Source organism: Mycobacterium sp. 852002-51163_SCH5372311, assembly GCF_001667115.1.
Taxonomy (GTDB): domain Bacteria; phylum Actinomycetota; class Actinomycetes; order Mycobacteriales; family Mycobacteriaceae; genus Mycobacterium.
This window is the reverse complement of the sequence record NZ_LZIJ01000186.1, coordinates 1-16,047: the sequence shown is the minus strand read 5'-3', so window position 1 is coordinate 16,047 and position 16,047 is coordinate 1. Positions and strand designations below refer to the sequence as shown.

Here is a 16,047-nt window from a genome sequence, read left to right as displayed (position 1 = left end):
ATTGGTGGCTATCGAACACGCATAAACCTGGAGACCAACCCGATGAGCGTCCCCGCACAGCCCGTCCCGGGAGCCGACGGCGGCGACCCGCGGCACTCGGCTGCGCCGGTTGCGCCGGGTTCGCCGGGTTCACCGCAAGCGACCCTCAAGGTTCCTGCCGGAACGACGGCTGCCGCGGCGGTGGGCGAAGCAGGGCTGCCGAGGCGCGGAGTGCCCGACGCGATCGTGGTGGTGCGCGACGCCGACGGCCAGTTGCGCGACCTGAGCTGGGTGCCGGACACCGACGCCGACGTCGTCCCGGTCGCGGCCAACACCGAGGACGGTCGCAGCGTGATCCGGCATTCGGCGGCGCACGTGCTGGCCCAGGCCGTCCAAGATTTGTTCCCGCAAGCCAAACTGGGCATCGGGCCGCCCATCACCGACGGCTTCTACTACGACTTCGATGTGGCCGAGCCGTTCACCCCGGAGGACCTGGCCGCGGTGGAGAAGCGGATGCGTCAGATAGTCAAGGAAGGACAGTTGTTCGACCGGCGCGTCTACGAGTCCAAGGACCAGGCCCGCCGCGAGCTGGCCGGCGAGCCCTACAAGCTCGAACTCGTCGACGACAAGTCGGTCGGGACCGAGAACATGGCCGAAATAATGGAGGTCGGCGGCGACGAACTGACGGCCTACGACAACCTCAATCCCCGTAGCCGCCAACGCGTCTGGGGCGACCTGTGCCGCGGACCGCACATCCCCACCACCAAGCACATCCCGGCTTTCAAGCTGACCAGAAGCTCGGCCGCCTATTGGCGGGGCGACCAGAACAACGCCAGCCTGCAGCGCATCTACGGCACCGCCTGGGAATCGCAGGAGGCCCTGGACCACCATCTCGAACTGCTCGCGGAAGCCCAGCGTCGCGACCACCGCAGGCTCGGCGCTGAGCTGGACCTGTTCAGCTTCCCCGACGAGATTGGTTCGGGCTTGGCCGTTTTCCACCCCAAGGGCGGGATCGTACGCGCCGAGCTCGAGGACTACTCGCGGCGCAAGCACATCGAGGCGGGCTACGACTTCGTCAACACCCCGCACATCACCAAGGAGCAGCTGTACATCACGTCGGGCCACCTGGAGTGGTACGCCGAGGGCATGTTCCCGCCGATGCACATCGACGCGGAGTTCAACGAGGACGGCACGGTACGCAAGCCCGGGCAGGACTACTACCTCAAGCCGATGAACTGCCCGATGCACCATTTGATCTACCGATCCCGCGGCCGCTCGTACCGCGAATTACCGTTGCGGCTCTTCGAGTTCGGCAGTGTTTACCGCTACGAGAAGTCCGGTGTGGTGCACGGCCTGACCCGGGTGCGCGGCATGACCCAGGACGACGCGCACATCTACTGCACCCGCGAGCAGATGCGCGACGAGCTGGCCTCGTTGCTGCGCTTCGTGCTCGACCTGCTGGCCGACTACGGGCTCGACGAGTTTCACCTGGAGCTTTCGACCAAAGACCCGGACAAGTACGTCGGCTCCGACGAGGTGTGGGACGAGGCCACCGAGGTCCTGCGCGAGGTCGGCGAAGCCTCCGGCCTGCACTTGATTCCGGACCCGGGCGGCGCGGCGTTCTACGGCCCCAAGATCTCGGTGCAAGTCAAGGATGCGCTGGGCCGCAACTGGCAGATGTCGACCATTCAGCTGGACTTCAACATGCCCGAGCGGTTCGACCTCGAGTACACCGCCGGCGACGGGTCGCGGCAGCGGCCGGTGCTGATCCACCGCGCTCTGTTCGGGTCGATCGAGCGGTTCTTCGGCGTTCTCACCGAGCACTACGCGGGCGCGTTCCCGGTCTGGTTGGCGCCCGTCCAGGTGGTCGGCATCCCAGTCGCCGACGAGCACGTCGGTTATCTGGAAGACGTTGCGGCACAGCTGAAGTCGCATGGGGTGCGGGTCGAGGTGGACTCCAGCGACGATCGGATGGCCAAGAAGATCGTGCACCACACCAATCAGAAGGTGCCGTTCATGCTGCTGGCCGGCGACCGTGACGTCCAGGCCGGCGCGGTGAGCTTCCGGTTCGGCGACCGCACCCAGATCAACGGCGTGCCCCGCGATGCGGCGGTGGCAGCCATCGTGAGATGGATCGCCGATCGCCAGAATGCCACTCCCACAGCCGAATTGGTGAATTTGACCACCCCGGAGAGCTCGGAGAGCCCGGAGCGCTCGGAGAAACACAGTGAGTGACCTGGAGCGTTCGGAAAGTGACGATCGTGCCGACGACACCATCTTCGACACCGGCGTCGGCGAGCGCGACCAGCTGCAGCGGCTGTGGACGCCGTATCGGATGAACTACCTCGCCGAAGCGCCGATGAAGCGCGACGACGCCGAACGCGCCCAGCCATTCAGCGACATCCCGCGGATGTCCGACGAAGAAGGTCTGGTGGTCGCCCGCGGCGAACTCGTCTACGCCGTGCTCAACCTCTACCCGTACAACCCCGGGCACCTGATGGTGGTGCCCTACCGGCGGGTTTCCGAGCTCGAGGACCTGACCGAGCCGGAGAGCGCAGAGTTGATGGCGTTCACCCAGAAGGCGATTCGCGTCATCAAGAAGGTCTCCCGCCCGCACGGCTTCAACGTGGGCCTGAACCTGGGCACGTCGGCCGGCGGGTCGCTGGCCGAGCACCTGCACGTGCACGTGGTGCCGCGGTGGGGCGGCGACGCGAACTTCATCACGATCATCGGCGGCTCCAAGGTGATCCCACAGTTGCTGCGCGACACGCGGCGGCTGCTTGCCACGGAATGGGCCCGGCAATCATGAGTAAGCTGCCGTTTCTGTCCCGGGCGGCATTCGCACGGATCACCACCCCAGCCGCCCGGGCGGCGCTGCGGATCGGACTCACTCCGGACCGTGTCACGATCCTGGGCACCGCTGCCTCGGTGGCCGCGGCGCTGACACTCTTTCCGATGGGCAAGCTTTTTGCCGGCGTGCTCGTGGTGACGTTCTTCGTGGTGTTCGACATGCTCGACGGGGCGATGGCACGCGAACGCGGCGGCGGCACTCGTTTCGGCGCGGTGCTGGATGCCACCTGCGACCGGATCAGCGACGGCGCGGTGTTCTGCGGCCTGCTGTGGTGGATCGCGTTTCACAAGCACGACACGGTGCTGGCGGTGGCGACGCTGGTCTGCCTGGTCACCTCGCAAGTCATCTCGTACATCAAGGCCCGCGCGGAAGCCAGCAAGTTGCGCGGCGACGGCGGTTTCATCGAACGCCCGGAGCGGCTGATCATCGTGCTGACCGGCGCCGGCGTGTCCGACCTTCCATACATCGGCTGGCCGCCGGCCCTGGCGGTCGGCATGTGGGCGCTGGCGGTGGCCAGCCTGATCACTTGCGCACAGCGGTTGCACACGGTGTGGACCTCGCCCGGCGCCACCGATCGGATCAGCGGTCCCGCCGTCGGTCCGGGAAAGAGCGGGCCATGACCGCCGCACGATTCGGCACCCGATTGAGCCCTCGATTAGGCCTGGGAGTCATTGGCGCGCAACGCCAGCTGGCCCGCAGCCTGGTGACCAATACCGCGACCGACTGGGCGTACGCGACCGGCTGGATGGCCGTGCGGGCGATGCCGGAGTTCGCTGCGCGCAGCGCATTCGACACCGGGGCGCGCTACGCGTCACGCCACGGGGGCCCCGAGCAACTCCGGAAGAACCTGGCCCGCGTCATCGGGGTGCCGCCCCGCGAAGTCCCGGACGCACTGATGCGCGCCTCGCTGGCGTCCTACGCCCGCTACTGGCGGGAGGCGTTCCGGCTGCCGACCATGGACCATCACGCGCTGGCCCAAGTGCTCGACCAAGCGTTCCGCGGCGCCGACAACCTGGACGCCGCCTTAGCCGCCGGTCGCGGTGTGGTGCTTGCCTTGCCACACAGCGGCAACTGGGACATGGCCGGGGTGTGGCTGGTGCAGACCCGCGGCACCTTCACCACCGTCGCGGAACGACTCAAGCCCGAGTCGCTGTACCGGCGCTTCATCGATTACCGCCAGAGCCTCGGCTTCGAGGTGCTGCCGCTATCGGGCGGCAGCCAGGCGTCGTTCCGGCCGCCCTTCGAGGTGCTGTGCGAGCGGCTGGCCGACAACCGGGCAGTGTGCCTGATGGCCGAGCGCGACCTCACCCGCACGGGCGTCGAAGTGGATTTCTTCGGCGAAGCCACCCGGATGCCGGCGGGGCCGGCCAAACTCGCCATCGAGACCGGGGCGGCGTTGCTGCCGGTGCACTGCTGGTTCGAGGACGGTGAGGTTCAAGGCTGGGGTTGCTCGATCCAGGAGCCGCTGGATTGCAGCAGCGGCGACGTGGGCGTGATCACCCAGGCGCTGGCAGACCAGTTCGCCACCAACATCGCCGCTCATCCCGCCGATTGGCACATGATGCAGCCCCAGTGGCTGGCCGATCTGTCCGATGCGAGACAGGCTTGGTTGAAGGAAGCTTGATGCGGATCGGGATGGTGTGTCCCTACTCGTTCGACGTGCCGGGTGGGGTCCAGTCACATGTGTTGCAACTGGCCGAGGTGATGCGTGCCCGCGGCCACGAGGTCAGTGTGCTCGCGCCGGCCTCGCCGGACGTGTCGCTGCCCGATTACGTCGTCTCGGCGGGGCGGGCGATCCCGATTCCCTACAACGGCTCGGTGGCGCGGTTGCAGTTCAGTCCGGCCGTACACGGACGGGTCAGGCGCTGGCTGGCCGAGGGTGACTTCGACGTCCTGCACCTGCACGAACCGAATGCGCCCAGCCTGTCGATGTGGGCGCTGCGGGTTGCCGAGGGCCCGATTGTGGCGACCTTCCACACCTCGACCACCAAATCGCTGACGCTGGCCGTTTTCCAGGGTGTGCTGCGGCCCTGGCACGAGAAGATCGTCGGCCGGATCGCGGTGTCGGACTTGGCCCGGCGCTGGCAGATGGAGGCGCTGGGCTCCGACGCGGTCGAGATCCCCAACGGGGTCGATGTCGAATCGCTGGCGTCGGCGCCGCTGCTCGACGGCTATCCACGGCCCGGCAAGACGGTGCTGTTCCTGGGCCGCTACGACGAGCCGCGCAAGGGCATCGCGGTACTGCTCGACGCGCTGCCCAGACTGGTGGAGCGCTTCAGCGATGTGCAGTTGCTGGTGGTGGGCCGCGGTGACGAGGACCAATTGCGGGCCCAGGCAGGCGAATTGGTGCAGCACATCCGTTTTCTGGGTCAGGTCGACGACGCTGAAAAAGCGTCGGCGATGCGCAGCGCCGACGTGTACTGCGCGCCCAACCTCGGCGGCGAGAGTTTCGGCATCGTCCTGGTCGAGGCGATGGCCGCCGGCACCCCGGTGGTGGCCAGCGACCTGGACGCCTTCCGGCGGGTGCTGTGTGACGGCGAAATCGGCCGCCTGGTGCCGGTGGGTGACGGAGCCGCGCTGGCCGATGCGCTGGTGGCGGTGCTGGAGAACGACGTGCTGCGGGAAAGATACGTGGCCGCGGGGACGCAGGCCGTCGGTCGCTATGACTGGTCGGTAGTGGCCAGCCAGATCATGCGGGTATACGAGACCGTCGCCGGGGCGGGCACCAAGGTCCAGGTGGCCAGCTGATGACCTCGCTGACGATCGCCGTCATTGTGCTGGCAGCGGTGCTCTTTGCGGTGCTGGCCGTGTTCGGCGCCTGGGGGTATCAGCGGGCCAACCGGCTGGACCGGTTGAACGTGCGCTACGACCTGTCGTGGCAGGCGCTGGACAGTGCGCTGGCCCGGCGTGCGGTGGTGGCCCGCGCCGTCGCGATCGACGCGTACGGCGACTCGCCCGAGGGCCGTCGGCTGACCGCGCTGGCCGACGCCGCCGAGCGGGCGCCGCGGCACCTGCGCGAAGCGTGCGAAAACGAGCTCTCGGCGGCGCTGGCCATGGTGGATCCGGCATCGCTGCCGGCGGGCCTGGTCGCCGAGCTCGCGGATGCCGAAGCCCGGGTCCTCCTTGCCCGCCGATTCCACAACGACGCGGTCCGCGACACGCTGGTGCTGGCCGAGCGGCGCATGGTCCGCTTGTTCCGGCTGGGCGGAAGAGCCCCGCTGCCAACGTATTTCGAGATCGCCGAGCGGCCGCATGCGTTGGCGCACAGCGATGTCGGGGCGCCAGGTGTGCTCAACCACCGCACGTCGGCCCGGGTGGTGCTGCTCGACGAGGCCGGCGCGGTGCTGTTGCTGTGCGGTTCGGATCCGGCTATGGAGAATTTGGCCTTGGGCGCTGCGCCGCGGTGGTGGTTCACCATCGGTGGCGAAGTGCAGCAAGGTGAGCGGCTGGCCGAAGCCGCGGCGCGAGAACTCGCCGAAGAGACCGGCTTGCGGGTCAAGCCGGCGGACATGATCGGGCCCGTCTGGCGACGCGACGAGGTCTTCGAGTTCAACGACGCCCTGATCGACAGCGAGGAGTTCTTCTTCGTCTACCGCACCCAGCGGTTCGAGCCGTCCACCGTGGGGCGGACCGATTTGGAACGCCGCTACATCCACGGCCATCGGTGGTGCACCGCGGACGATATCGCCGAGCTGGTGGCGGCCGGCGAAACCGTGTACCCGCTTCAGCTGGCCGAACGGCTCGCCGATGCGGTCGCACTGGCCGACAGCCGCAGTGCCGAGCGGCCGCGCCAACTGCAGTCCATCCGCTGAGTTTCTCGGCGAGCAGACGCAGAATCGCACTCTTAGGGCCCGCGGAGTGCGATTCTGCGGCTGCTCGCGAGGGAAGGGGCGCCCCTCATTAGACTGGTCGGACACCAGTTGAAGGAGATCAGCAGTGGATACCGCCCCTTCGCCGAACGGTAGCGGGCAAACCGGGACCGCGCGGGTCAAGCGCGGCATGGCGGAGATGCTCAAGGGCGGCGTCATCATGGACGTCGTCACCCCGGAGCAGGCCAAGGTCGCCGAGGGCGCCGGTGCGGTCGCGGTGATGGCTTTGGAGCGGGTGCCCGCCGATATCCGCGCACAGGGCGGGGTCTCGCGGATGAGCGACCCCGACATGATCGAGGGCATCATCGCCGCGGTCACCATTCCGGTGATGGCCAAGGCGCGCATCGGACACTTCGTCGAGGCGCAGATCTTGCAAAGTCTCGGCGTGGACTACATCGACGAATCCGAGGTGCTGACTCCCGCCGACTACACCCACCACATCGACAAGTGGAAGTTCACCGTGCCGTTCGTGTGCGGAGCGACAAATCTCGGTGAAGCGCTGCGCCGAATCAGCGAAGGGGCGGCGATGATCCGCTCCAAAGGCGAAGCCGGTACCGGCGACGTCTCCAACGCGACCACGCACATGCGGGCGATCGGCGGCGAGATCCGCCGGCTCGCCTCGTTGTCTGAGGACGAATTGTACGTTGCCGCAAAGGAATTGCAGGCGCCATACGAGCTCGTCGTCGAGGTGGCGCGGGCCGGCAAGCTGCCCGTCACGCTGTTCACCGCGGGCGGCATCGCCACCCCCGCCGACGCGGCGATGATGATGCAGCTCGGGGCCGAGGGCGTCTTCGTCGGGTCGGGCATTTTCAAGTCGGGCGACCCCGCGCAGCGCGCCGCCGCGATCGTCAAGGCCACCACGTTCTACGACGACCCGGACGTGCTGGCCAAGGTGTCGCGCGGGCTGGGCGAGCCGATGGTGGGCATCAACGTGGAGCAGATTGCCGCGCCGCATCGCCTGGCCGAACGCGGCTGGTAAAAACTTCACGTGGCGATCGAGGAGATCCTTGATCTCGAGCAACTCGAGGTCAACATCTATCGCGGCAGCGTGTTCAGCCCAGACTCGGGTTTCCTGCAGCGCACGTTCGGCGGTCATGTGGCGGGGCAATCGCTGGTGTCGGCGGTGCGGACCGTCGACCCGCGCTACCGCGTGCACTCGCTGCACGGTTACTTCCTGCGGCCGGGCGATGCCAAGGAGCGGACGATTTTCCTGGTGGAGCGCACCCGCGACGGCGGATCGTTCGCCACCAGGCGAGTCAACGCCATCCAGCACGGCGAAATTATCTTCAGCATGGGGGCGTCGTTTCAGACCCACCAGCAGGGGATCAGCCATCAGGACGCCATGCCGGCCGCTCCGCCGCCCGACGGCCTCCCAGGCTTGCAGTCGGTCCGGGTGTTCGACGACGCCGGGTTCAAGCAGTTCGAGGAGTGGGACGTCTGCATCGTGCCGCGGGAGAAGCTGCAACGTCTGCCCGGCAAGGCATCCCAGCAGCAGGTGTGGTTTCGGCATCGCGATCCGCTGCCCGACGACCCGGTGCTGCACATCTGCGCGCTGGCCTACATGAGCGACCTCACGCTGCTGGGATCGGCGCAGGTCACACACCTCGACGTGCGCGAGCATCTGCAAGTGGCCTCGCTTGATCACGCGATGTGGTTCATGCGGTCCTTTCGTGCCGACGAATGGCTGCTCTACGACCAGTCCTCGCCGTCGGCCAACGGGGGTCGGGCGCTCACCCAGGGCAAGATCTTCACCCAGCGCGGTGAGTTGGTGGCGGCGGTCATGCAGGAAGGGCTGACCCGCTTCAAGCGCGGCTACCAGCCGTGAAGGCTCCCAAGGTCGGTGTCCTTGCGCTGCAAGGCGACACGCGCGAACACCTGGCCGCGCTGCGCGAATGCGGCGCCGAACCGATGACGGTGCGCCGCCGCAGCGAGCTCGAAGCGGTGGACGGCTTGGTCATTCCGGGCGGGGAATCCACCACGATGAGCCACTTGCTGGTCGACATCGACTTGCTGGAGCCGTTGCGCGCGCGGCTGGCCGACGGGCTCCCAGCCTATGGCGCGTGCGCCGGGATGATCCTGCTGGCCAGCGAGATCCTGGACGCGGGCGCCGACGGGCGCGAGGCGCTGCCATTGGCCGCTGTCGATATGACGGTGCGCCGCAACGCTTTTGGACGGCAGGTGGACTCGTTCGAAGGTGACGTCGTGTTTGCCGGCCTGGATGACCCGGTGCGGGCGGTATTCATCCGCGCGCCCTGGGTCGAGCGAGTGGGCGCCAATGTGCAGGTGCTGGCGCGCGCCGCCGGCCACGTCGTCGCCGTACGTCAGGGACAGGTGCTTGCGACGGCGTTCCACCCGGAGATGACCGGCGACCGTCGCATCCACCGGCTGTTCGTAGACATCATCACCGGGCGGGCGTAGCCCTCGCGGGACGCTGAACCCAGAGGGCAGTCCGGTATTCCCGCGGACTGATCAGGCGAGTGTTCATGCCTGCGGAGCCATTCGTAGTCTCGGGCTTTGCGGGTGTGAACCCTGGGCTTTGCGGGTGCAGCCTGGGCGGAGATTCGCGCCGATTCCCACCCTGCTCTCACCCCGGAAGCCGTCAGTTCACACTGAACGCGCACCCCCCACGGCGAGGCGAAGCCCCCTGACAGCTGCTCGCGCCCTCGCGATCAGACGCCCACCAGGCATGATGTGTGCATGGCCGACATCGTGCGGGGCCGATTGGGACGCGTCGCAAAGCTGGCGAGCCTTCCGGCGGGCGCGGCTGGACGCGCCGCTCTTGGCGTGGGCAAGCGGATGAGCGGCAAGTCCAAGGACGAGGTCAACGCCGAACTTCTGGAGAAGGCCGCCGACGAGCTGTTCCAGGTGCTGGGCGAGCTCAAAGGTGGTGCCATGAAAGTCGGTCAGGCGCTGTCGGTGATGGAGGCCGCGATACCACCGCAGTTCGCGGAGCCGTTCCGCGAGTCCTTGGTCAAGCTGCAAACCGAGGCCCCGCCACTGCCCGCAGCAAAGGTGCACCGGGTACTCGACGCCCAGCTGGGCACCAAATGGCGTCAACGCTTCGAGTCCTTCGACGACACCCCCGTCGCCTCCGCGAGCATTGGGCAGGTTCACAAGGGCAGGTGGAAAGACGGCCGTGAGGTCGCCGTCAAGGTCCAATACCCCGGTGCCGACGAGGCCCTGCGGGCGGATCTCAAGCTGATAAAGCGGTTCTCCTGGGTCGTGAAGCAGATTGTGCCGCGGGCAGATGTGGACCGAATCGTCGCAGAGGTCAGCGAGCGCATCGAAGCGGAGCTGGACTACCGGCTGGAAGCCGACTATCAGCGTGCGTTCGCGAAAGCCTTTGCGGGCGATGAGAAGTACTTCGTGCCGGCAGTGGTCGCCAGTGCGCCGAAGGTCATCATCTCGGAGTGGATGGAGGGCCGCCGTCTTTCCACGATCATCAGCGAGGGCACTCGGGATGAACGAGACACCGTGGGCGCCTTGCTTTTCGAGTTCATCTTGAGCTCACCCGCACGCGTCGGACTTGTCCACGCCGACCCGCATCCGGGCAATTTCATGGTGCTGGCGGACGGCCGGCTCGGAGTCATTGATTTCGGCGCCGTCGCGGAGCATCCCGGCGGTCTGTCCGCCGACTTCGGCGAACTGCTGTGCTGGGCGCGCGACGAACAGTGGGATGAAGTGATCCGGCTGCTGAAGAAGCTCGGGTTCATGCCGCGCGACTACGAGCTGACCGCCGAGCAAGTGGTGGAGTACATCGACCCGCTGTGGGCCTATATCGACCCGCTACGGGCCGGTGAGTTCCATTTCACCCGGAAGTGGTTCCAGAAGACGGCATTGGTCACGGCCGATCCGATGCGGGAAGGATTCGCGGACCGGTTCAAGCTCGCCCGTCAGTTGACCATCCCGCCCGGATGGGTCATGTTGCTCCGCACGCTCGGCGGTCTGCTCGGGGTCGCCGTGCAGCTGGACGCACATGTGGCATACGCCACGCTCGCCAAGCGATGGCTACCGGGATTCTTCGAGCCCAATACGGGCTAGGCCGTGCGGGCGCGGGACAACCAGCGCCCCCCGTCCACGTAGACTCGTTTGGCGAACTTATCGAGACGTAGAACCAGAAAAGACATAAGAACCAGAAACGACATAGAACCAGAAAAAAGAGGTAGCAGGGGATGAGCGGCCATTCCAAGTGGGCCACCACCAAGCACAAGAAGGCCGTCATCGATGCTCGCCGCGGCAAGATGTTCGCCCGGCTGATCAAGAACATCGAGGTTGCGGCCCGGGTCGGTGGTGGTGACCCCGCAGGCAACCCGACGCTCTACGACGCGATTCAGAAGGCGAAGAAGAGTTCGGTACCCAACGACAACATCGAGAAGGCCCGCAAACGCGGGGCCGGCGAAGAGGCCGGCGGCGCCGACTGGCAAACCATCACCTACGAGGGCTACGCGCCCAACGGCGTAGCGGTGCTGATCGAGTGCTTGACCGACAATCGCAATCGCGCCGCCAGCGAGGTGCGGGTGGCGATGACCCGCAACGGCGGCACCATGGCCGACCCGGGCTCGGTGGCTTACCTTTTCTCCCGCAAGGGCGTCGTGACGCTGGAGAAGAACGGCCTGACCGAAGACGACGTGTTGATGGCGGTGCTGGAGGCGGGCGCCGAGGACGTCAACGACCTCGGCGACAGCTTCGAGATCGTCACCGAGCCGGGTGACCTGGTGGCGGTGCGAACGGCGTTGCAGGACGCCGGTATCGACTACGAGTCCGCTGAGGCCAGTTTTCAGCCGTCGGTGAGCGTGCCAGTCGACATCGATGGCGCCCGCAAGGTGTTCAAGCTGGTCGACGCCCTGGAAGACAGTGACGACGTGCAGAACGTCTGGACGAACGTCGACGTGTCCGACGAAGTCTTGGTTGCTCTCGACGAGGAGTGACCGCGCCCGCGGCCGGCAAGCACGGGCCGGCTCACGGGTGCCAGCGGCTCGCGGTGTGGACCACTGTGCCGCCGTCGCGCAAGCCGTTGGGGTACAGGTGCCACGTCTGCCAGCGCCAGCCGCAACCGTCGGGTTCGGCGGCCAGCACGGTCAGCGCCGCGTCGTCGCCGGGGAACATTCCGCCCAGCCAACCGGTTTCGGCCGCGCAACGCTCGCGGAGGTCCGCGGCGATCCGGCGGAACGTCGCCTCGTCGTGCGTCTCGGTGCGGGATTTCAAGTAGTACCCCGGCGCGTCCGTGTACTGGGGCAGTTGGCCGTCTCCACCCGCGGCACACGAAACCTGTTCGGAGAAACGGCATCCCGGGTGCTCCACCGTGACGACATGCGATGCGCCGAGGACCCCGAGTAGCAGTGCACCGCCACCGGGGTGGTCCACTCGGTAGGTCGCCAACGGGCTCGGCGCCGGCACATTGAGGGCGAGCCCGAGTTTCGTCCCGGACACGTCCGCCGGAGCCACGGCGAGTTGATGGAGTGGCACCGGCAGTTCCTTCCTAGCGCGCTTCCCGAACGACCTCGTCGGTCAGCGGAGGCAGGGGACGTTTCGCTCTGGCGACGAGGAGCTCCACCTGATCATTGCCGCGCAATCCGAGGCGGTCGCGAATCCGCTTGGGAATCACCAAGCGCCCCCTGCGTCGATGGTCGTCGCTTGGTGGAAAATCTACCGTTTGCCACGCCAGCATGACCGCGTGTCCTACCCGCCGCTGTCGGTGGCGCCCGTTAGGCTCTCGAACAGCTGTTCGTACCGGCAGCTTTCCTACCACGCGGGGAGCAGACGATGCGGGTGATGGGCGTCGACCCCGGCCTGACGCGCTGTGGGCTGTCCGTTGTCGAGAGCGGAAGCGGCCGGCAGGTCGTCGCGCTGGATGTCGATGTGGTGCGCACACCGTCGGACACACCGCTGGGTCAGCGCCTGCTGACCATCAGCGACGCCGTCGACCATTGGCTGGACACGCATCATCCGGATGTGCTGGCCATCGAGCGGGTGTTCTCCCAACACAATGTGTCGACGGTGATGGGGACCGCCCAGGCCGGCGGCGTGATCGCCCTGGCAGCGGCCAAGCGCGGGATCGACGTGTATTTCCACACCCCCAGCGAGGTCAAGGCCGCGGTGACCGGCAACGGCGCCGCCGACAAGGCCCAGGTCACCGCGATGGTCACCAAAATACTTGCGCTGCAAGCCAAACCGACACCAGCCGACGCGGCGGACGCGCTGGCCCTGGCGATCTGCCACTGCTGGCGAGCGCCGATGATCGCGCGGATGGCCGCGGCTGAGGCGCTGGCCGCCCAGCACCGACACGCGTACCTCGCCAAGCTGAAGGCCGCGCGATGATCGCCTCGGTTCGCGGTGAGGTGCTCGAAGTGGCGCTCGACCACGTCGTGATAGAGGCCGCCGGCGTCGGCTACCGGGTGAACGCGACGCCGTCGACGTTGGCGACGCTGCGGCAGGGGACCGAGGCCCGGCTGGTCACGGCAATGGTCGTGCGTGAGGATTCCATGACGTTGTACGGGTTCTGCGACGGGGAAACCCGCGACCTGTTCCTGACGCTGCTGTCGGTTTCGGGTGTCGGGCCACGGCTGGCGATGGCGACGCTGGCAGTGCACGACGCCGCCGCTCTGCGGCAGGCGCTGGCCGACGGCGACGTCACCGCCCTGACCCGGGTGCCCGGCATCGGTAAACGCGGCGCCGAACGCATGGTGCTGGAACTGCGCGACAAGGTGGGACTGGCCGGAGCTTCGGTGGGCGCACCCGCGGTCAACGGGCACGCGGTGCGAAGCCCCGTGGTCGAGGCTCTCGTCGGCCTCGGGTTTGCCGCCAAGCAGGCCGAGGAGGCCACCGACAAGGTGCTGACCGGTGATCATGCCGCGACCACCTCGACTGCCCTGCGCGCCGCCCTGTCGCTGCTTGGAAAATCGAAATGAACACCGATTCAGAGTCTCCAGATCCGGAGGCGCGCGAGATTTCCGGGGCGCTGCTGTCCGGCGAGGGCGATGTAGACGGCAGCCTGCGACCGCGTTCGCTGCGCGAATTCATCGGCCAGCCGCGGGTGCGCGAACAACTGCAACTGGTCATCGAGGGCGCCAAGAACCGAGGCGGCACACCGGATCACATTTTGTTGTCCGGGCCGCCGGGGCTGGGTAAGACGTCCCTGGCGATGATCATCGCCGCCGAGCTCGGCTCCTCGCTGCGCGTGACGTCCGGGCCCGCCCTGGAACGAGCCGGTGACCTGGCCGCGATGCTGTCCAACCTGGTCGAGCACGACGTGCTGTTCATCGACGAGATCCACCGCATCGCCCGCCCGGCCGAGGAAATGCTTTATCTGGCGATGGAGGACTTCCGCGTCGACGTGGTCGTCGGCAAAGGTCCCGGCGCGACCTCGATCCCCTTGGAGGTTGCCCCGTTCACCCTGGTCGGCGCGACCACCCGGTCCGGCGCCCTGACAGGGCCGCTGCGCGACCGGTTCGGTTTCACCGCGCACATGGACTTCTACGAGCCCGCCGAACTGGAACGCGTGCTGGCCCGTTCCGCCGGGATCCTGGGCATCGAGCTGGGCGCCGAGGCCGCCGCGGAGATCGCCCTACGCTCGCGCGGCACGCCACGGATCGCCAACCGGCTGCTGCGCCGGGTCCGTGACTTCGCCGAGGTGCGCGCCGACGGGGTGATCACCCGCGACGTTGCCAAGTCCGCGCTGGCGGTTTACGACGTCGACGAGCTCGGTCTGGACCGGCTGGACCGGGCGGTGTTGTCCGCGCTGACCAGAAATTTCGGCGGCGGGCCGGTCGGGGTGTCGACGCTGGCGGTAGCTGTCGGGGAGGAGGCGGCGACCGTCGAGGAGGTGTGCGAGCCGTTTCTGGTCCGGGCCGGTATGGTCGCCCGTACCCCGCGTGGCCGGGTGGCCACCGCCCAGGCGTGGACCCACCTGGGCATGATCCCGCCGGCCGGTGTCACCGGGTTCGGACAGCCTGGACTGTTCGACTAGCGAGTGGAGGCACTCATGCTGATCGCCGGATTGGTATTCGCCGGGCTGGCCGCGCTGCTGCACGTCTACATCTTCACGATGGAGTCGCTGACCTGGACTTCGCCCCGTACTCGCGCCGCGTTCGGCACAACGCCCGAGGAAGCCGAGACCACCAAGCTGCTCGCGCTCAACCAGGGCTTCTACAACTTGTTTCTGGCGATCGTCACCGCAGTGGGTATCGCCGCGATCGCGATGGGGCACAAGGCCGTCGGAGCCGCACTGATCTTCGCCGGCGTGGGATCGATGGGGTTGGCAGCGGTGGTGCTGTTGGTCTCGGCACGGGAGAAGGCGCGGGCCGCGTTGGTTCAGGGCCTGTTTCCGGCCATTGCTGTGGTGCTGGTCGCGACGGCTCTGGCGGCGTAACATTTCGCCACATTGATAACAACAGCCTCACCAGCCTCATTGGCCACGCGACATGGCGTTTTGTGCGTGGCATCGCCGCTTCGGGGTCACTGAGGCCGGGTACTCAAGCGCGGTACCGAAGCGAGGAGATGTCATGAAAAACGTCGAAAGCAACCGTCCGGGCCGGCTGCGGATGCCGCGGTCCCGTGGCGCGGTGACCGGGCTGATCTTGGTCATTCTGGGCGCCTGGGGGGCGCTGATTCCCTTCGTCGGTCCCCACTTCAACTTCGCCTACACTCCTGACCGGGCATGGGCATGGACCGCAGCCCGGGGCTGGCTGGAAGTGCTGCCGGGAGCCATCACGGTGGTGGGCGGTCTGCTGCTGATCGTCTCCGGCAACCGCGCGAGCGCCATGGTCGGCGGCTGGCTGGCAACCCTTGCTGGCGCGTGGTTCGTCGTCGGCGGCGCGGTTGCCCCGGTGTTGCACCTAGGGTCCGTCGGCGACCCGGTTGCCGGCACGGATCGTAAACGGGCGGCACTCGAGATCGCGTACTTCTCGGGCCTCGGTGCGCTGATCGTCTTCCTGGGTGGGGCCGTGCTGGCCCGCCTGGCTGTGCGACTGGCCCGCGATGTGTACCCATTGGCGCCTGCCGAATCCGCCGAACCCGCGGCGCATCCGGCCGGCGAGCCGTACTACTCCGGTCTGGAAGAGCCGCCGCGTGAGGTGTCGCCGGACGCCGAGACCCGGCCGCAAGTGGGAACCGCGTCTCCCGCGAAGAAGCCGAGGAGGAGTTTCCGTCGACAGCGCGAAACCGCGGCGGCCGGGTGGCCGCACCCGCAGGCCTGAGTCGCTCGCTCGCGAGTAGACGCAAAAGCACCCGAAAATGGTTGTTTTCGGGTGCTTTTGCGTCTTGTCGGCGCTGGGTTAGAGCAGGCCGAGTAGGCGTAGGTCGCTGACGTATTTGGCGATGATCGGCGGGGTGATGTGCGGAATGTCTTTG

General features: G+C 67.4%; 17 protein-coding genes and 1 pseudogene. 16 read left to right on the top strand and 2 right to left on the bottom strand.

All coding sequences use genetic code 11. The features are described from left to right. Nucleotides 1-42: 42 nt before the first annotated feature. The 11 genes from thrS (at nt 43) to A5791_RS22175 (ending at nt 11,627) form a co-directional block, all read left to right on the top strand. Nucleotides 43-2,214, top strand: a complete 2,172-nt coding sequence (gene thrS / locus A5791_RS22225; protein WP_067241494.1) for a threonine--tRNA ligase — start codon at nt 43-45, stop codon at nt 2,212-2,214. Between the two features lies 1 nt (nt 2,215). Then, nucleotides 2,216-2,788, top strand: coding sequence for an HIT domain-containing protein (locus tag A5791_RS22220; protein WP_369828119.1), 573 nt, complete (start codon nt 2,216-2,218; stop codon nt 2,786-2,788). Next, nucleotides 2,785-3,450 (top strand): phosphatidylinositol phosphate synthase, encoded by a 666-nt coding sequence (pgsA, locus tag A5791_RS22215; RefSeq protein ID WP_067241574.1) that lies wholly within the window; start codon nt 2,785-2,787, stop codon nt 3,448-3,450. The genes A5791_RS22220 and pgsA overlap by 4 nt, the downstream gene beginning before the upstream one ends. Then, nucleotides 3,447-4,454: a phosphatidylinositol mannoside acyltransferase gene (locus A5791_RS22210; protein ID WP_067241491.1), complete on the top strand. Its 1,008-nt coding sequence runs from the start codon at nt 3,447-3,449 to the stop codon at nt 4,452-4,454. The genes pgsA and A5791_RS22210 overlap by 4 nt, the downstream gene beginning before the upstream one ends. Continuing rightward, nucleotides 4,454-5,578, top strand: a complete 1,125-nt coding sequence (locus tag A5791_RS22205; protein ID WP_067241488.1) for a glycosyltransferase family 4 protein — start codon at nt 4,454-4,456, stop codon at nt 5,576-5,578. The genes A5791_RS22210 and A5791_RS22205 overlap by 1 nt, the downstream gene beginning before the upstream one ends. Then, entirely contained in the window at nt 5,578-6,642 is a 1,065-nt protein-coding gene (locus tag A5791_RS22200) for an NUDIX domain-containing protein (RefSeq protein WP_067241486.1), read from the top strand. Before A5791_RS22205 ends, A5791_RS22200 begins: the two co-directional genes overlap by 1 nt. A gap of 187 nt (nt 6,643-6,829) precedes the next feature. Then, entirely contained in the window at nt 6,830-7,678 is an 849-nt protein-coding gene (pdxS, locus tag A5791_RS22195) for a pyridoxal 5'-phosphate synthase lyase subunit PdxS (protein ID WP_231995986.1), read from the top strand. 9 nt (nt 7,679-7,687) lie between these two features. Beyond that, the gene (tesB, locus tag A5791_RS22190; protein ID WP_067241480.1) at nt 7,688-8,524 is read left to right on the top strand and encodes an acyl-CoA thioesterase II; all 837 of its coding nucleotides are present in this window, start codon (nt 7,688-7,690) and stop codon (nt 8,522-8,524) included. Continuing rightward, nucleotides 8,521-9,117: a pyridoxal 5'-phosphate synthase glutaminase subunit PdxT gene (pdxT, locus tag A5791_RS22185; protein ID WP_067241478.1), complete on the top strand. Its 597-nt coding sequence runs from the start codon at nt 8,521-8,523 to the stop codon at nt 9,115-9,117. The genes tesB and pdxT overlap by 4 nt, the downstream gene beginning before the upstream one ends. 279 nt (nt 9,118-9,396) lie before the next feature. Next, nucleotides 9,397-10,740: an AarF/ABC1/UbiB kinase family protein gene (locus A5791_RS22180; RefSeq protein ID WP_067241477.1), complete on the top strand. Its 1,344-nt coding sequence runs from the start codon at nt 9,397-9,399 to the stop codon at nt 10,738-10,740. Between the two features lie 131 nt (nt 10,741-10,871). After that, nucleotides 10,872-11,627, top strand: a complete 756-nt coding sequence (locus A5791_RS22175) for a YebC/PmpR family DNA-binding transcriptional regulator (protein ID WP_067241476.1) — start codon at nt 10,872-10,874, stop codon at nt 11,625-11,627. Between the two features lie 31 nt (nt 11,628-11,658). On the opposite strand, the gene A5791_RS22170 is transcribed toward A5791_RS22175, so the two are convergent. Both A5791_RS22170 and A5791_RS26180 read right to left on the bottom strand, forming a co-directional pair. Further along, entirely contained in the window at nt 11,659-12,165 is a 507-nt protein-coding gene (locus A5791_RS22170) for a DUF2617 family protein (protein WP_067241475.1), read from the bottom strand. A 13-nt stretch (nt 12,166-12,178) separates the two neighbouring features. After that, nucleotides 12,179-12,345 (bottom strand): annotated as a pseudogene (locus A5791_RS26180) (AbrB/MazE/SpoVT family DNA-binding domain-containing protein). Nucleotides 12,346-12,462: 117 nt separating this feature from the next. On the opposite strand from A5791_RS26180, the gene ruvC reads away from it, so the two are divergent. The 5 genes from ruvC to A5791_RS22145 all read left to right on the top strand — a co-directional run bounded on the left by ruvC (nt 12,463) and on the right by A5791_RS22145 (nt 15,893). Continuing rightward, nucleotides 12,463-13,017: a crossover junction endodeoxyribonuclease RuvC gene (ruvC, locus tag A5791_RS22165; protein ID WP_067241472.1), complete on the top strand. Its 555-nt coding sequence runs from the start codon at nt 12,463-12,465 to the stop codon at nt 13,015-13,017. Further along, nucleotides 13,014-13,607 (top strand): Holliday junction branch migration protein RuvA, encoded by a 594-nt coding sequence (gene ruvA / locus A5791_RS22160; RefSeq protein ID WP_067241467.1) that lies wholly within the window; start codon nt 13,014-13,016, stop codon nt 13,605-13,607. The genes ruvC and ruvA overlap by 4 nt, the downstream gene beginning before the upstream one ends. Next, nucleotides 13,604-14,665, top strand: a complete 1,062-nt coding sequence (gene ruvB, locus A5791_RS22155; protein WP_067241465.1) for a Holliday junction branch migration DNA helicase RuvB — start codon at nt 13,604-13,606, stop codon at nt 14,663-14,665. Before ruvA ends, ruvB begins: the two co-directional genes overlap by 4 nt. Nucleotides 14,666-14,680: 15 nt before the next feature. Further along, nucleotides 14,681-15,067 carry a DUF1304 domain-containing protein gene (locus tag A5791_RS22150; protein WP_067241463.1) on the top strand — a complete coding sequence of 129 codons (387 nt, stop codon included), beginning with the start codon at nt 14,681-14,683 and terminating at the stop codon, nt 15,065-15,067. A 133-nt stretch (nt 15,068-15,200) separates the two neighbouring features. Then, the gene (locus tag A5791_RS22145; protein ID WP_067241462.1) at nt 15,201-15,893 is read left to right on the top strand and encodes a hypothetical protein; all 693 of its coding nucleotides are present in this window, start codon (nt 15,201-15,203) and stop codon (nt 15,891-15,893) included. The last annotated feature ends 154 nt before the right edge of the window (nt 15,894-16,047 follow it).